We start from the raw sequence: 14,909 nt of genomic DNA on the forward strand, positions 1-14,909 counted from the left end.
AGCGGATCGCGACGAGCACCGGGCGCGCGCGGCGGTTTGGAAGGATCGCTCGACCCGCCGCGGCGGCGCGCTTGCTAAGATCGCCCGACTTGAAACCTCCACGGAGACACCCGATGAGCGACATCACCACCCAGTTCAACCAGGCCCAGGAAGACGTGAAGCAACTGTCCGAGCGTCCGGGCAACCTCACGCTGCTGCGCCTCTACGCGCTCTTCAAGCAGGCGACCGACGGCGACGTGCACGGCGACAAGCCGGGCTTCACCGACATCGTCGGCAAGTACAAGTACGACGCGTGGGACGCGCTGAAGGGCACGTCGCAGGATGCCGCGAAGCAGCAATACGTCGAACTCGTCGAATCGCTGAAGAACGGCACCGCGTCCTGATCGCGACGTGTAGTCAAATCGGCAGTGGCGCAGCGCAGCAAAAATCTCTATAATGCTGGCTGCGTCACTTCCGCGCTCGGCCCACTGGTCGAACCGGCCGGACGCCTCGTAGCGTTAAGCTCCAATCCGGTTTAGAACCTGTCCCCTTCCTGCTTCGGCTCTAGCGGCCGTCAATTATCAGGCTGGCGGCAACGCGTCACAGCACGCCGCACCCAAAACAGCTTCTAGCCTCATCCGCCTCATGACTGGCGGATTGCACCCGTTTTCCGATTTGCTCGTTGAATCCGACAACTTGGGCATGCGCGATTGGCGCCGACGTTTCACCCACTGTGTTTCAAGGATTGTTATGACTTCGAGCATTTCCACCAGCCCCCTCAACGCGACCGCCGACAAGGCGCTCGGTCTCGACGACGCCGCGCAGCCCGCAGCGCCGGCCGCCGACGAGCCGACGTTCGCGTCGCTCGGGCTGTCGCCGGAGATCGTCTCCGCGCTGGAGGCCGCCGGCTACGTGAAGCCGACGCCGGTCCAGCAGCGCGCGATCCCGGCCGGCATCGCCGGCCGCGACCTGCTGGTGTCGAGCCCGACCGGTTCGGGCAAGACCGCCGCGTTCATGCTGCCCGCGATCGAGCGCTTCGCGCAGCTCCAGAAGGCGCAGGCGCAGCAGCCGCGCGCGCCGCGCGAGCCGAACAATGGTGATCGCCGTGCCCGCCGTCCGCAGCCGGTCGCGCGCCCGGGCCTCCTCGTGCTGACGCCGACCCGCGAACTCGCGATGCAGGTCACGACCGCCGCATCGACCTACGGCAAGCACCTGCGCCGGCTGCGCACGGTCAGCATCCTCGGCGGCGTCGCCTACGGCCAGCAGCTGATGCTGCTCGCGAAGAACCCGGAAATCCTCGTCGCGACCCCGGGCCGCCTGCTCGACCACCTCGAGCGCGGCCGCATCGACCTGTCCGAGCTGAAGATGCTCGTGCTCGACGAAGCCGACCGCATGCTCGACATGGGCTTCATCGAGGACATCGAGACGATCGTCGACGCAACGCCGGAATCGCGCCAGACGATGCTGTTCTCGGCCACGCTCGACGGCAAGATCGGTTCGCTGACGAGCCGCCTGCTGAAGGATCCGGAGCGCATCGAGATCCAGCAGCGCCTCGAATCGCGCGCGAACATCGCGCAGACCGTGCACTACGTCGACGACCGCGATCACAAGGATCGCCTGCTCGATCACCTGCTGCGCGACAGCGCGCTCGACCAGGCGATCATCTTCACGGCGACCAAGATCGACGCCGACCAGCTCGCCGGCCGCCTTGCGGACGCAGGCTTCGAGTCGGCCGCGCTGCACGGCGACCTGCCGCAGGGCGCCCGCAACCGCACGATCCGTGCGCTGCGCGAGCGCCGCGTGCGCGTGCTCGTCGCGACCGACGTCGCGGCGCGCGGCATCGACATCCCGGGCATCACGCACGTGTTCAACTACGACCTGCCGAAGTTCGCGGAAGACTACGTGCACCGTATCGGCCGTACCGGCCGCGCGGGCCGCTCGGGCATCGCGGTCAGCCTCGTGCATCATGCCGAGCAAGGCGCGCTGAAGCGCATCGAGCGTTTCGTGCGCTCGCCGCTGCCGGTCAACGTGATCGAAGGCTTCGAGCCGCGCAAGGCGCCGCCGCGCAACGATCGCGGCAACGGCGGCCGTGGCCGTCCGGGTGGCGGTAACGGCGGCCGCCGTTTCGGCGGCAAGCCGGGCGGCGGTCACGGCAACGGCGGCGGCCGCAGCTACGGCGGCGGCAACGGCGGCTGGAGCGGCAAGCCGGGCGGCAGCCGCGACGGCGGCAACCGCCGCAGCGACGGCCAGCGCGGCGGCCCGCGACGCAGCAACTCGGCGTCGTAATGGCGCGCGGGCGGCCTCATCGGCCGCCCGTCACCGGCCCGCAACACGCAACCGGCGCATCCGCGCCGGTTTTTTTTCGCCCTCGCCGACATTTCACGATACGAAAAATTTTTTTGTGTCGTAAAAAATCATGTTGCGTGGCACAACACGTGACATTGCAGGATGGAAAAAGGCATTTCTTATCTCGAAATATACATCCCAAACCGTTGATTTATAACGGTTAAAAATTTAAGAACTTCCTGAGAAAGCCCCTGTTTCGCAACCTGCGATTTACCTAGACTCTTATACAAGACTTCGCGAACCGGAACGCCCCACTCCCCGCCTCGCGAACTGCATGAGCACCGTTCGATTCATCCCGGTTCAGGCAACACCCCTTCTAGGAGCACATCATGTCGCGTCAGCAACAGGCACAGGAACTGCAAAAGCAATGGGAAACCGATCCGCGCTGGAAGGGCATCAAGCGCACCTATACGGCTGAGGACGTGGTCCGCCTGCGCGGCTCGCTCCAGGTCGAGCACACGATCGCGAAGCGCGGCGCGGAAAAGCTCTGGACCCTGATCAACAACGAGCCGTTCGTCAACGCGCTCGGCGCGCTGACCGGCAACCAGGCCATGCAGCAGGTGAAGGCCGGCCTCAAGGCGATCTACCTGTCCGGCTGGCAGGTCGCGGGCGACGCGAACGTCGCGGGCGAAATGTACCCGGACCAGTCGCTGTACCCGGCGAACTCGGTGCCGCAGGTCGTGAAGCGCATCAACAACACGCTGACGCGCGCCGACCAGATCCAGTGGTCGGAAGGCAAGAACCCGGGCGACGAAGGCTACGTCGACTTCTTCGCGCCGATCGTCGCTGACGCGGAAGCCGGATTCGGCGGCGTGCTGAACGCGTTCGAGCTGATGAAGGCGATGATCGAGGCCGGCGCATCGGGCGTCCACTTCGAAGACCAGCTCGCCTCGGTGAAGAAGTGCGGCCACATGGGCGGCAAGGTGCTCGTGCCGACGCGCGAAGCCGTCGCGAAGCTCGCGGCGGCGCGTCTCGCGGCCGACGTGATGGGCACGCCGACCGTGCTGGTCGCGCGCACCGACGCGGAAGCGGCGGACCTGATCACGTCGGACATCGACGACAACGACAAGCCGTTCCTGACGGGCGAGCGCACGGTCGAAGGCTTCTTCCGCACGAAGCCGGGCCTCGAGCAGGCGATCTCGCGCGGTCTCGCGTATGCGCCGTACGCCGACCTGATCTGGTGCGAAACGGGCAAGCCGGATCTCGAGTACGCGAAGAAATTCGCGGAGGCGATCCACAAGCAGTTCCCGGGCAAGCTGCTGTCGTACAACTGCTCGCCGTCGTTCAACTGGAAGAAGAACCTCGACGACGCGACGATCGCGAAGTTCCAGAAGGAACTTGGCGCGATGGGCTACAAGTTCCAGTTCATCACGCTGGCCGGCTTCCATGCGCTGAACTACTCGATGTTCAACCTCGCGCACGGCTATGCCCGCACGCAGATGAGCGCGTTCGTCGAACTGCAGCAGGCCGAGTTCGCGGCAGCCGACAAGGGCTTCACCGCGGTCAAGCACCAGCGCGAAGTCGGCACCGGCTACTTCGACGCGGTCACGCAGACGGTCGAGCGCGAAGCGTCGACGACCGCGCTGCACGGTTCGACCGAAGACGAGCAGTTCTTCGACGGCAAGAAGGTCGCCTGAGACCCGTCACGGCATCATGCCGACGCCCGCCGGTCATGCGACGGCGCGGCGTCGGCGCCTGAACCGCGAAGGAGCAACAGGGGAGGAGACGGCATGCGCGCGGCGGCAGACGCGCGACGTGCCGCACGGCCTGCGGGCCGCATGCGACAAAACGCGCGCCGGCCTTGCCCGGCGCGCGCAGCTTTCAGCGTCGACCGACCGGCCTGTGCCCGCCGGTCGCCGCGCCTACCGATAAACGATCACCGGAATTTTCGTATGGGTCAGTACGCGCTGCGTCTCGCTGCCGATCAGCAGGCTGCCGAGCCCGCGGCGCCCGTGCGACGCCATGAAGATCACGTCGCAGCCGCCGCGTTCGGCCGCCTCGATGATGCCGAGATACGGCGACGGATGCACGCTCGTCCAGGTATCGCAGTCGACCCCCGCCTCCCGTGCGGCGGACTCGACCTCGTCGAGGTGCGTGCGCGCCTCGCGTTCGCTGCGCGCCCTGAAATCGGCGGGCGGCTCGATGATCACTTCGGAGAACGGCGAGTACGGATACTGCGGCAGGCACGCATACGCGGTCACGCGCGCGCCGACCGCCCGGGCGAGATCGATCGCGCCGTCAATCGCCTTCTTCGACAGGTCGGACCCGTCGGTCGGAACGAGGATGTGCTTGAACATCGCGCCCTCCATCGTCAGTCGCGCCCCGCAGGCCGCGCGCCCGGGGTGCCTGTTTCGATTGTAGTGTGCGAAAACCGACCACCGGCCCCGGCAGCGGGTTCGCCCTCATATCGGAAACGCGCGGGCGGCGGAAGCGGCGAGGATCGACGCATCCTACCCCCAATACCCGGGACGCTCGTAGGTGTGTTTCAGGTAATCGAGGAACAGCCGCACGCGCAACGGCAAATGCCGGCGCTGCGGGAACACCGCGTGAATGCCGATCGGCGGCGCTGCGAACGCGTCCAGCACGCTGACGAGGCGGCCGGCCGCGATGTCGTCGCCGACCTCCCACCACGAGCGCCACGCGAGGCCGTACCCCGCCAGGCACCACTCGTGCAGGACCGCGCCGTCCGAGCATTCCATCGTGCCGCTCACGCGGATCGACACGACCTTGCCGTCCTCCAGGAACGACCAGCCGCGTTGCTGGTTCGCGTTCGCGGCGAGCGCGAGGCAGTTGTGCCGCGCGAGCTCCGCGAGCGTGGCCGGCGTGCCGCGCCGCGCGAGATATGCGGGCGACGCGACGCACACGCGGCGGTTCTCGCCGAGCTTCAGCGACACCAGCGACGAGTCGGGCAGCTCGCCGAGCCGCACCGCGCAATCGAAGCCCTCGTTGACGAGGTCGACCATCCGGTCGGACAGGTCGAGCGTGACCGACACGTCCGGATGCGCGCAGCTGAATTCGGGCACGAGCGGCGCGACGTGCCGCCGGCCGAAGCCGGCCGGCGCGGAGATCCGCAGGTGGCCGCTCGCCTTCACGCCGCCCGCGGACACGCTCGCCTCCGCGTTCTGCATGTCGTTGATGACGCGCTGGCAATCCTCGAGGAAGGCCGAGCCCTCGAAGGTCAGCGTGAGCTTGCGCGTCGTGCGCACCAGCAGCTTGACGCCGAGCCGCTCCTCGAGCGCGTCGAGGCGGCGGCCGATGATCGCGGGCGCGACCCCTTCCGCGTGCGCGGCCGCCGACAGGCTGCCTTTCGCCGCGACCGCGGCGAACGTTTCGATCTGTTTGAACCGGTCCATGAATCGGGAGGACGGCCGCAACCGTCCTTCATGTTGACTGAAGCGGCTCCAGATTAGGTATATGAAAGTAAAAGATCAAGTGATGTTTAGCGTCTTTTTTGGCACCGATGATCACGAATAAAATCGTTTCCGACCTCTGAAACTGGAGCGCAAGGCTATGTCGGCCACAACGACACTCTCTCCTGCCGCCATCCTCTTCGACGCTTACGGCACGCTGTTCGACGTGCACGCGGTCGTGGCCGCGGCAGAGCAGATGTTCCCCGGCCACGGGGAACGGCTGTCGCAGCTGTGGCGACGCAAGCAAATCGAATACACGCAGCTGCGCACGCTCGCCGACCCGGCCGGCGCGCGCTACCGCCCGTTCTGGGACATCACGCACGACGCGTTGCGGTTCGCCGCGCGCGCGCTCGGCCTCACGCTCAACAGCGCCGCCGAGAAGCGCCTGATGGACGAATACGCGTGCCTGTCCACCTACCCCGACACGGTGCCCGCGCTGCGCAAGCTGCGCGCACTCGACCCGCGTCCGCAACTCGCGATCCTGTCGAACGGCAACCCGCAGATGCTCGACATCGCGGTGAAGAGCGCCGGCATGACCGGCCTGTTCGATCGCGTACTGTCGGTCGACGCGGTGCGCGCTTACAAGCCGTGCCCGGCCGCCTACGCGCTCGGCACCGACGCGTTCGGGCCGAATTCGCGCGACATCGTGTTCGTGTCGTCGAACGGCTGGGACGTGACGGGCGCCGCGTGGTTCGGCTACACGACGTTCTGGCTCAACCGCACGGGCGCTCCCGCCGAGGAACTCGGCGCGCCGCCCGACGGCACCGGCGCCGGCATGGCCGACCTGCTCGCGTTCCTCGCCACCCCGGCTCCGTCCGGCAGACATGCCAGCCGCGCGCGCCCCGGCCCGGGCGCGTAACGCTCGCATTGCTGCCGGCCCCTTCCCCCTTTCACCGAAACCGCAACTGACCGACCAAGGAGATGAGACTCATGACCACCACGCTCACGCTGCCGCAAGGCATGGCGATTACCGGCGAGATCCGTCCGGGCTACGAAGCAATCCTGACGCCCGCGGCGCTCGAACTCGTCGCGGCGCTGCACCGCACGTTCGAGCCGCGTCGCCAGGCCCTGCTGCAGGCGCGCGTCGAACGCACGAAGCGCCTCGACGCCGGCGAGCGCCCCGACTTCCTGGCCGACACGAAGGCGATCCGCGAGGGCGACTGGAAGGTCGCGCCGCTGCCCGCCGACCTGCAATGCCGCCGCGTCGAGATCACCGGCCCCGTCGAGCGCAAGATGATCATCAACGCGCTGAACTCGGGCGCCGATTCGTACATGACGGACTTCGAGGATTCGAACGCGCCGAGCTGGACCAACCAGATCGACGGCCAGATCAACCTCAAGGACGCGATCCGCCGCACGATCTCGCTCGAGCAGAACGGCAAGTCGTACAAGCTCAACGACAAGGTCGCGACGCTGATCGTGCGTCCGCGCGGCTGGCACCTCGACGAAAAGCACGTGACGGTCGACGGCCAGCGCGTGTCCGGCGGCATCTTCGACTTCGCGCTGTTCCTGTTCCACAACGCGAAGGAGCTGATCGCGCGCGGCTCGGGCCCGTACTTCTATCTGCCGAAGATGGAAAGCCATCTCGAGGCGCGCCTGTGGAACGACATCTTCGTCGCCGCGCAGGAACAGGTCGGCATCCCGCGCGGCACGATCCGCGCGACCGTGCTGATCGAGACGATCCTCGCCGCGTTCGAGATGGACGAGATCCTGTACGAGCTGCGCGAGCACAGCTCGGGCCTGAACGCGGGCCGCTGGGACTACATCTTCTCGGCGATCAAGAAGTTCAAGAACGACCGCGACTTCTGCCTGGCCGACCGTTCGAAGATCACGATGACGGTGCCGTTCATGCGCGCCTACGCGCTGCTGCTGCTGAAGACCTGCCACAAGCGCAACGCGCCGGCGATCGGCGGGATGAGCGCGCTGATCCCGATCAAGAACGACCCGGAAGCGAACGACAAGGCGATGGGCGGCGTGCGCTCGGACAAGCAGCGCGACGCGACCGACGGCTACGACGGCGGCTGGGTTGCACACCCGGGCCTCGTGCCGATCGCAATGGAGGAATTCGTGAAGGTGCTCGGCGACAAGCCCAACCAGATCGCGAAGCAGCGCGACGACGTGCAGATCGAAGGCAAGAACCTGCTCGACTTCCAGCCGGCGGCGCCGATTACCGAAGCCGGCCTGCGCAACAACATCAACGTCGGCATCCACTACCTCGGCGCGTGGCTCGACGGCAACGGTTGCGTGCCGATCCACAACCTGATGGAAGACGCGGCGACGGCCGAAATCTCCCGCTCGCAGGTGTGGCAGTGGATCCGCTCGCCGAAGGGCGTGCTCGACGACGGCCGCAAGGTGACGGCGGAACTGGTGCGCGACTATGCGAAGGCCGAGCTGGAGAACGTGAAGCGGTCGGTCGGCGGCAATACGCAGCCGTACGAGCGCGCCGCGGCGATCTTCGAGCAGATGTCGACGTCGGAAGGCTTCACCGAATTCCTGACGCTGCCGCTGTACGAGGAAATCTGACCGCGTCGCGGCCGCATGAAAAAAGCCCGATCAGCGCAAGCCGATCGGGCTGCCTCGGTCAGGCTGGCCATCCGGTTCAAGCGCCCCGCGGGGCGCTTTTTTCTTTGGCGCGACGCGCGCCCGCTCAGGCGGCTTCCCGTTCGCGCCGATGCTGGACCCAGTCGCCCGACACGATGCGGGGCTTGTCCGACACCGCATGCGCGGCGACCGGGTAATACAGGCACGCATACTGCCGGCCGCCGAGTTCGACACTCGCCGCTTCCTGCCTGAACAGGGTGTCGACGCCCGGATACATGCGCTCGATCTCGTCGAGCACGGGGACGAGCTGCTCGTCGACTTCATAGACGTCACCCCAGACGAGCGTCTTCCCGTCCGCCACCGCGACCATGCCCGGATACGTGCCGAAATCGTACAGTTCGCCCGGCAGCGCGGCCGCGCCGACGAGCGTCGGCGCCGCGATGCCGTGCCGCGCAGCCGCATGGCCGATATCGTTGGCCTCCCCCGCTCTCAACGTGCCGTAGACGAATACGTGGCGCATCGTGTTTCTCCTTCTTCGATTCGTGTGTTGCCGTGTCAGGTCAGCGGCGTCGCGCTGACGAGCACGCCGTCCTCGTCGGCGTAGATCCATTCGCCGGGGGCGATTCGCGTGCCGAGCACCGTGACGGGAACGTCCCGTTCACCGGCCCCGCGTTTGTCGCTCTTGCGTGGATGCGTCGCGAGCGCGAGCACGCCGACGTTGCACGCGCGCAATTCAGCCGAATCGCGCACGCATCCATAGACCACGATACCGGCCCAATGGTTCTTCTCGGCCAGCGCGCCGAGGTTGCCGCCGACGAGCGCGCAACGCTGGCTGCCGCCGCCGTCGACCACCAGCACGCGCCCGGCGCCGTCCTGCTCGAGCGCGGCGCGCACGAGCGTGTTGTCCTCGAACAGCTTGAGCGTCGCCGCGGGTCCTGCGAAACGCGCCGCGCCGCCGTACGGGCGCAGCGTCGGCGCGAGCACGCGCAGGGTGCCGGCCGCGAGCTGGTCTTCGTGGGCGTCGCAGAGGTCGGTTGTCGCAAACGTCGTCATGTCATCGTCTCCTGTCGACCGGAGTTGGCGCTTCAGCGCCTACTCCGGTCCCATGCTTCGCGGTCGACCGGAGTTGGCGCTTCAGCGCTTACTCCGGTCCCATGCTGTGCGGTCGACCGGAGTCGGCGCTTCAGCGCCAGGTCCGGTCGCATACTAGGTTCAATCTAACGTTGCATTATCGACTGAAAAAAGCCGCCGCGCGCAGATGTGCGGGCCTTCTAAAATAACGGCATCGCTGCCGTACCGTCCGAATTGCCCATGAATCCGTCCGCCCGCGCCGACGAGCCCGCTCATCGCGACACCATCGACATTCCGCCGGAATTCGCGCCGACGCCCGTCCACCCGATGCGCGTGCGCGCGCGGCCCGTTCCCGCCGGCGCGCGCATCCCGCGTCACACGCACGCATGGGCGCAGCTCGCCTATGCGTCGCGCGGCGTGCTGCGCATGGCGACGACGGGAACAACGTGGATGGTGCCGCCGTCGCGGGCCATCTGGGTGCCGCCGCACGTGACGCACGAGGTCCTGATCGTCGAGGACGCGTACCTGCGCACGCTGTATATCGACGAGTCGATCGTGCCGGGCGGGCTCGACGCATGCCGCGTCGTCGAGGTGACGGGGCTGTTGCGCGAGCTGATCGTCGCGCTCGACGCACGCGACCTGGGCGCGGCCCGCGAACGCCTGCTCTGCGCACTGGTGCTCGACGAACTGAGCCACGCCGAACCGCTGCCGCTGTCGGTGCCGATGCCCGACGAGAAGCGGCTGCGCACGCTGTGCGAAGCGGTGCTCGCGCAGCCCGCGCATGCGGAATCGCTGGAACACTGGGCGGGCGAGGTCGGCGCGAGCACGCGCACGATTTCACGACTGTTCAAGCAGGAGCTGGGCGTGAGCTTTTCGCAATGGCGGCAGCAGGCGCTGCTCGCGCGCGCGATTCCGCTGCTGAACCAGGGGCGTCCGCTGTCGCGTATCGCGCACGAACTCGGCTACCGGAGCCAGAGCGCGTTCTCCGCGATGTTCCGGCGCGCCTTCGGCGAAAGCCCGCGCGCGTTCATGCTGCGCGGTCACGCGCACGAGGCCGCCGAAGGCATGACGGAAAGCAACGGACAACCGAACGACGACCCGGCGGACCGCCAGCCGTGAGACGGCAGTGTGCGGGCGTCAGACCGGCCGCACCATGTGCCGGATCGCACCGAGCTGCGCGAACCGCGATCCGGTCACGCGATAGCCCATGCGCAGATACAGCCGCGCGGCGGGATTGTCGACGAACACGCGCAACTGGAGCTCGCTCAGCCCGCGCGCCCTCGCCCAGCGGTGCGACATCTCGAGCAGGTAGGTGCCGGCGCCGTGTCCGCGATGGCCGGCTGCGATCTGCACGTCGCGGATATGCAGCGAATCGCCCTCTTCCGTGACGCGGAGCACGCCGATCCGCTCGCCGTCGGCTTCGAGGATGAAGTTCTCGGACTCGCGCCAGCTCGCGTAGAACAGGTCACTGCGCCACACGAGCCCGTGGCGCTTGTAATAGCCGCCCATGTTGCCGTGCGTCAGCGCTTCGGCAAACGGAAAATCGCCGGGCTCCGCGGGGCGGAGCTGATACAGGAGTCGCAGGTCGGTGGGATCGAGCATCGCGCGATGATCAAGGACGCATCTCGCCACGATAGCGCAGTCCGGTGCGGATGCAATCGTGATTTGTTCGTATCGCGCCGGGCTCAAAAAAGAAAACCCGCTTGAGCGGGTGGGAGGTCTGGGAGACGGTACAAACGAAAATGCCCGCGCAAGGCGGGCATTCTCTTTTTTGGCGGAGCGGACGGGACTCGAACCCGCGACCCCCGGCGTGACAGGCCGGTATTCTAACCGACTGAACTACCGCTCCAGTCTTGCTGCTTGCCTGGCAGGCGTCGGTTGCTTCCTGCCGGCGCATCGTTTGTTCGAACGACGCCGAAATCTGGCGTCCCCTAGGGGATTCGAACCCCTGTACTCACCGTGAAAGGGTGATGTCCTAGGCCTCTAGACGAAGGGGACAACGTACTGCTTACATCTTTAATACAAAAGCCCGCTCAAATGACGTCTTGAACGGGCTTCGTTCTGGCGGAGCGGACGGGGCTCGAACCCGCGACCCCCGGCGTGACAGGCCGGTATTCTAACCAACTGAACTACCGCTCCAGCTTTCTTCACCCTGGCCCGCAGACGTCGATGACATCCCTGCAAGCCTGCGACACTTCCATCGAAACGCCGCTGAATCTGGCGTCCCCTAGGGGATTCGAACCCCTGTACTCACCGTGAAAGGGTGATGTCCTAGGCCTCTAGACGAAGGGGACAACGTACTGCTTACACCTTTAATACAAAAGCCCGCTCAAAAACGTCTTGAACGGGCTTCGTTCTGGCGGAGCGGACGGGACTCGAACCCGCGACCCCCGGCGTGACAGGCCGGTATTCTAACCGACTGAACTACCGCTCCAACTTCCTTAACCCTAACCCGCAGGACGTCGGTTACGTTCCTGCAAGCTTCGCGACACTTCCATCGAAACGCCGCTGAATCTGGCGTCCCCTAGGGGATTCGAACCCCTGTACTCACCGTGAAAGGGTGATGTCCTAGGCCTCTAGACGAAGGGGACAAAATCTTTTCAGATCTGTCTGGCTTCCGCTATTAATTTTTCATCAACAACGAAGGCCGAAATTCTAACTGCTTTAAATCGTTTTGTGAAGCATTTTTTAACTACCCTGCTTCGCGAACCGATTTGTTTGTTCTGTTGGTGGAGGTAAGCGGGATCGAACCGCTGACCTCTTGCATGCCATGCAAGCGCTCTCCCAGCTGAGCTATACCCCCTTGCAGAACAGAAATGAGATTATATGGACCAACTTTGAGCTTGTAAATACCCTTTTTGCGATTCGAGCAAAATTTTTTGCGAAGCCGCCCACCGGCGGCTTCGCGAATGCTCGAATCTCAGGCCAGCACGGCCTCGATACGCGACACGACGGCGTCACGACCGAACAGCATCAGCACCGCGTCGATCGACGGCGTATGCGTCGTGCCCGCAACCAGCAGGCGCACCGGCATCGCCAGCTGCGGCATCTTCAGCTTATGCGCAGCCAGCGCCGCCTTCAGCGCGGCCGAGATCGCCTCCTTGCTCCACTCGACCGTCTTCAGCGCCGCCGCGAGTTCGGCCAGCGCCGGGCGCACCACATCGGTCACGTGCTGCGCAAGCGCTTCGGCATCCGGCGCCGGCACGCGGTAGAACATCGCCGCACCCTCTGCGATTTCCTTGAGCGTCGACGCACGATCCTTCATCAGGCCGATCACCGCCGCGAGGTCCGGGCCGCTCGCGAGCGCCGCGTCGTCGATGCCGAGCGCCTCGAAGAACGGCTTCGACAGCGCGGCGAGACGCGCGTTGTCCGCTTCCTTGATGTAGTGGTTGTTCAGCCAGTTCAGCTTGCTGTGGTCGTACTGCGCCGGCGACTTGCCGAGATGCTCGAGGTCGAACCACTCGACGAACTGCTCGCGCGAGAAGATTTCGGCGTCGCCGTGCGACCAGCCGAGGCGCGCCAGGTAGTTCACGACCGCTTCCGGCAGGTAGCCCGCGTCGCGGTACGCCATCACGCTCATCGCGCCGTGACGCTTGCTCATCTTCTCGCCCTGCTCGTTGAGCACGGTCGGCAGGTGCGCATATACCGGCGCTTCGCCGCCGAGCGCGTGCAGGATGTTGATCTGGCGCGGCGTGTTGTTCACGTGGTCGTCGCCGCGGATCACGTGCGTGATCCCCATGTCGAGGTCGTCGACCACCACGCAGAAGTTGTACATCGGCGTGCCGTCCGGGCGCGCGATCACGAGATCGTCGAGTTCGTCGTTCGAGATTTCGACGCGGCCCTTCACGGCATCGTCCCATGCGACGGTGCCCGTCAGCGGGTTGCGGAAGCGCAGCACCGGCTTCACGCCCGCGGGCGGCTCGGGCAGCACCTTGCCCGGCTCGGGACGCCACGTGCCGTCATAGCGGGGCTTCAGGCCGGCTTCGCGCTGGCGCTCGCGCAGCGCGTCGAGCTCCTCGGTCGACATGTAGCACGGGTACGCGAGCCCCTCTTCGAGCATCTTCGCGAGCACCTCGCGATAGCGGTCCATCCGCTGCATCTGGTAGAACGGGCCTTCGTCGAAATCGAGGTCGAGCCACTGCATCCCTTCGAGGATCGCGTCGACCGCTTCCGTCGACGAGCGCTCGACGTCGGTATCCTCGATGCGCAGCACGAACGTGCCTTTCATCTTGCGGGCGAACGCCCACGGATAGAGTGCGGAGCGGATGTTGCCGAGGTGGATGAAGCCGGTGGGGCTCGGCGCGAAGCGGGTACGGACAGGACGGGTCATAAACGGTAACTCGAACGCCTGGGGCGCGTGAATGATTCGACGCGGGGTCGGCAGCGGCTGCCCGAAGAGCAACGGGACCGGCGACGCCCGGAACGGAAAAGAAGCCGAAATTATACCCGCGCCGGACATCGCGCCAAGCGCGGCGCTTGCTTTATGATGTGCGCGCCGCGGCGCCTTGCCGGCGCCGCGCCGGCCGCGCGGCACCCGCCGCACCGCCCCAACCTACCGACGCAGCGGGCCCGTCGCCCGCCGCCCGACGCTGGAGAACCTTCGATGTCGTCCCCCCACCTGTCGCGCCGCCAGTTCACGATCGCGTGCGCTTCCGCCAGCCTCGCCGCCTGCACGTCGCTCGGCGGCAAGAGCCGCCCCGACAACACCGCCGCGGTCCAGCCGCACGACAAGGCGGTGAAGATCGCCATCGCGCTCGGCGGCGGCGCGGCGCGCGGCTTCGCGCACATCGGCGTGCTGAAGGGGCTCGAGGCGCGCGGCATTCCAATCGAGATCATCGCCGGCACGAGCGCCGGCTCGGTGGTCGGCGCGCTCTATGCGTCGGGCATGAACGCGCTGCAGCTCAACAAGCTCGCGCTCGAGATGGACCAGTCCGCGATCAGCGACTGGGCGCTGCCGTTCCGCTCGCGCGGCCTGCTGCAAGGCGTCGCGCTGCAGAACTTCATCAACAAGACGCTGAACAACCGGCCGATCGAGAAGATGGCGAAGCCGCTCGGCATCGTCGCGACGGATCTGCAGAACGGCCAGCCAATCCTGTTCCAGCAGGGCAACACGGGGCTCGCGGTGCGCGCGTCGAGCAGCGTGCCGTCGGTGTTCGAGCCGGTGAAGATCGGCAACCGCGAGTATGTCGACGGCGGCCTCGTGAGCCCGGTGCCCGCGTCTTACGCGCGCAAGATGGGCGCGACCTTCGTGATCGCGGTCGACATCTCCGCGCGCCCGGAGGGCGCGGCGACCGGCAACCCGATCGAGATGCTGCTGCAGACGTTCACGATCATGGGCCAGACGATCAAGACCTACGAGCTCGACAAGTACGCCGACGTCGTGATTCGCCCGAACCTCAACGCGATGAGCGGCAGCGACTTCAGCCAGCGCAACGCGGCGATCCTCGCCGGCGAGGAAGCGGTCGCGCGCATCATGCCCGAGCTGCAGCGCAAGCTCGCGGCGGCGCGCACCGCAACCGCCGCGACCGCCACATAACGCAGCGCCAGGCGCCGACTGCCCCA

At 66.4% G+C, this 14,909-nt stretch carries 13 protein-coding genes and 7 tRNA genes; 7 read left to right on the top strand and 13 right to left on the bottom strand.

All coding sequences use genetic code 11. The features are described 5' to 3' along the window. The first annotated feature begins 113 nt into the window (after positions 1-113). The 3 genes from ACFIMZ_RS12610 to aceA all read left to right on the top strand — a co-directional run bounded on the left by ACFIMZ_RS12610 (position 114) and on the right by aceA (position 3,962). Positions 114-383: an acyl-CoA-binding protein gene (locus ACFIMZ_RS12610; RefSeq protein ID WP_431819811.1), complete on the top strand. Its 270-nt coding sequence runs from the start codon at positions 114-116 to the stop codon at positions 381-383. A 346-nt stretch (positions 384-729) separates the two neighbouring features. Then, a complete protein-coding gene (locus ACFIMZ_RS12615; protein WP_431819812.1) occupies positions 730-2,265 on the top strand; it encodes a DEAD/DEAH box helicase in 1,536 nt (511 codons plus the stop codon). A gap of 389 nt (positions 2,266-2,654) precedes the next feature. Further along, entirely contained in the window at positions 2,655-3,962 is a 1,308-nt protein-coding gene (aceA, locus tag ACFIMZ_RS12620) for an isocitrate lyase (protein ID WP_059739642.1), read from the top strand. Between the two features lie 225 nt (positions 3,963-4,187). Here aceA and ACFIMZ_RS12625 read toward each other — a convergent pair whose 3' ends face one another. Then, positions 4,188-4,622: a universal stress protein gene (locus ACFIMZ_RS12625; protein WP_076475900.1), complete on the bottom strand. Its 435-nt coding sequence runs from the start codon at positions 4,620-4,622 to the stop codon at positions 4,188-4,190. A gap of 153 nt (positions 4,623-4,775) precedes the next feature. Next, positions 4,776-5,678, bottom strand: coding sequence for a LysR family transcriptional regulator (locus ACFIMZ_RS12630; protein ID WP_431819813.1), 903 nt, complete (start codon positions 5,676-5,678; stop codon positions 4,776-4,778). Between the two features lie 157 nt (positions 5,679-5,835). On the opposite strand from ACFIMZ_RS12630, the gene ACFIMZ_RS12635 reads away from it, so the two are divergent. Together ACFIMZ_RS12635 and aceB are read left to right on the top strand one after the other, a co-directional pair. Continuing rightward, positions 5,836-6,594 carry a haloacid dehalogenase type II gene (locus ACFIMZ_RS12635; protein ID WP_431819814.1) on the top strand — a complete coding sequence of 253 codons (759 nt, stop codon included), beginning with the start codon at positions 5,836-5,838 and terminating at the stop codon, positions 6,592-6,594. A gap of 71 nt (positions 6,595-6,665) precedes the next feature. Then, positions 6,666-8,258, top strand: coding sequence for a malate synthase A (aceB, locus tag ACFIMZ_RS12640; protein ID WP_431819815.1), 1,593 nt, complete (start codon positions 6,666-6,668; stop codon positions 8,256-8,258). 124 nt (positions 8,259-8,382) lie between these two features. On the opposite strand, the gene ACFIMZ_RS12645 is transcribed toward aceB, so the two are convergent. After that, complete coding sequence (locus ACFIMZ_RS12645; RefSeq protein WP_431819816.1) at positions 8,383-8,796, bottom strand: gamma-glutamylcyclotransferase family protein; 414 nt, start codon at positions 8,794-8,796, stop codon at positions 8,383-8,385. Between the two features lie 35 nt (positions 8,797-8,831). Next, positions 8,832-9,329: a ribonuclease E activity regulator RraA gene (rraA, locus tag ACFIMZ_RS12650; RefSeq protein ID WP_431819817.1), complete on the bottom strand. Its 498-nt coding sequence runs from the start codon at positions 9,327-9,329 to the stop codon at positions 8,832-8,834. A 258-nt stretch (positions 9,330-9,587) separates the two neighbouring features. Here rraA and ACFIMZ_RS12655 point away from each other — a divergent pair, with 258 nt between their 5' ends. Next, positions 9,588-10,466: an AraC family transcriptional regulator gene (locus tag ACFIMZ_RS12655; protein WP_431819818.1), complete on the top strand. Its 879-nt coding sequence runs from the start codon at positions 9,588-9,590 to the stop codon at positions 10,464-10,466. A gap of 18 nt (positions 10,467-10,484) precedes the next feature. Here the strand turns inward: ACFIMZ_RS12655 and ACFIMZ_RS12660 are convergent, their stop codons facing one another. From ACFIMZ_RS12660 to gltX, 9 genes are all read right to left on the bottom strand, one after another. Continuing rightward, positions 10,485-10,949: a GNAT family N-acetyltransferase gene (locus tag ACFIMZ_RS12660; RefSeq protein ID WP_431819819.1), complete on the bottom strand. Its 465-nt coding sequence runs from the start codon at positions 10,947-10,949 to the stop codon at positions 10,485-10,487. A gap of 170 nt (positions 10,950-11,119) precedes the next feature. Continuing rightward, positions 11,120-11,196, bottom strand: a tRNA-Asp gene (locus ACFIMZ_RS12665). Between the two features lie 73 nt (positions 11,197-11,269). Further along, a tRNA-Glu gene (locus ACFIMZ_RS12670) sits at positions 11,270-11,345 on the bottom strand. 64 nt (positions 11,346-11,409) lie between these two features. Then, positions 11,410-11,486, bottom strand: a tRNA-Asp gene (locus tag ACFIMZ_RS12675). 79 nt (positions 11,487-11,565) lie between these two features. Next, positions 11,566-11,641, bottom strand: a tRNA-Glu gene (locus ACFIMZ_RS12680). Positions 11,642-11,704: 63 nt separating this feature from the next. After that, a tRNA-Asp gene (locus ACFIMZ_RS12685) sits at positions 11,705-11,781 on the bottom strand. A gap of 81 nt (positions 11,782-11,862) precedes the next feature. Continuing rightward, a tRNA-Glu gene (locus ACFIMZ_RS12690) sits at positions 11,863-11,938 on the bottom strand. A gap of 136 nt (positions 11,939-12,074) precedes the next feature. Then, positions 12,075-12,150 (bottom strand) — tRNA-Ala (locus tag ACFIMZ_RS12695). A 117-nt stretch (positions 12,151-12,267) separates the two neighbouring features. Continuing rightward, positions 12,268-13,677: a glutamate--tRNA ligase gene (gltX, locus tag ACFIMZ_RS12700; protein ID WP_431819820.1), complete on the bottom strand. Its 1,410-nt coding sequence runs from the start codon at positions 13,675-13,677 to the stop codon at positions 12,268-12,270. A 273-nt stretch (positions 13,678-13,950) separates the two neighbouring features. Here gltX and ACFIMZ_RS12705 point away from each other — a divergent pair, with 273 nt between their 5' ends. Continuing rightward, positions 13,951-14,883 carry a patatin-like phospholipase family protein gene (locus ACFIMZ_RS12705; protein ID WP_431819821.1) on the top strand — a complete coding sequence of 311 codons (933 nt, stop codon included), beginning with the start codon at positions 13,951-13,953 and terminating at the stop codon, positions 14,881-14,883. Positions 14,884-14,909 lie beyond the last annotated feature (26 nt).

The sequence above is a fragment of the Burkholderia sp. F1 genome (assembly GCF_050813845.1).
GTDB lineage: Bacteria > Pseudomonadota > Gammaproteobacteria > Burkholderiales > Burkholderiaceae > Burkholderia > Burkholderia ubonensis.

Coding starts and splice junctions, on each gene's coding strand:
- ACFIMZ_RS12625 (WP_076475900.1), bottom strand. CDS start 4,622: ATGTTCAAGCACATCCTCGTTCCGACCGACGGGTCCGACCTGTCGAAG.
- ACFIMZ_RS12645 (WP_431819816.1), bottom strand. CDS start 8,796: ATGCGCCACGTATTCGTCTACGGCACGTTGAGAGCGGGGGAGGCCAAC.
- rraA (WP_431819817.1), bottom strand. CDS start 9,329: ATGACGACGTTTGCGACAACCGACCTCTGCGACGCCCACGAAGACCAG.
- ACFIMZ_RS12615 (WP_431819812.1), top strand. CDS start 730: ATGACTTCGAGCATTTCCACCAGCCCCCTCAACGCGACCGCCGACAAG.
- gltX (WP_431819820.1), bottom strand. CDS start 13,677: ATGACCCGTCCTGTCCGTACCCGCTTCGCGCCGAGCCCCACCGGCTTC.
- ACFIMZ_RS12705 (WP_431819821.1), top strand. CDS start 13,951: ATGTCGTCCCCCCACCTGTCGCGCCGCCAGTTCACGATCGCGTGCGCT.
- ACFIMZ_RS12660 (WP_431819819.1), bottom strand. CDS start 10,949: ATGCTCGATCCCACCGACCTGCGACTCCTGTATCAGCTCCGCCCCGCG.
- ACFIMZ_RS12610 (WP_431819811.1), top strand. CDS start 114: ATGAGCGACATCACCACCCAGTTCAACCAGGCCCAGGAAGACGTGAAG.
- ACFIMZ_RS12655 (WP_431819818.1), top strand. CDS start 9,588: ATGAATCCGTCCGCCCGCGCCGACGAGCCCGCTCATCGCGACACCATC.
- aceB (WP_431819815.1), top strand. CDS start 6,666: ATGACCACCACGCTCACGCTGCCGCAAGGCATGGCGATTACCGGCGAG.
- aceA (WP_059739642.1), top strand. CDS start 2,655: ATGTCGCGTCAGCAACAGGCACAGGAACTGCAAAAGCAATGGGAAACC.
- ACFIMZ_RS12635 (WP_431819814.1), top strand. CDS start 5,836: ATGTCGGCCACAACGACACTCTCTCCTGCCGCCATCCTCTTCGACGCT.
- ACFIMZ_RS12630 (WP_431819813.1), bottom strand. CDS start 5,678: ATGGACCGGTTCAAACAGATCGAAACGTTCGCCGCGGTCGCGGCGAAA.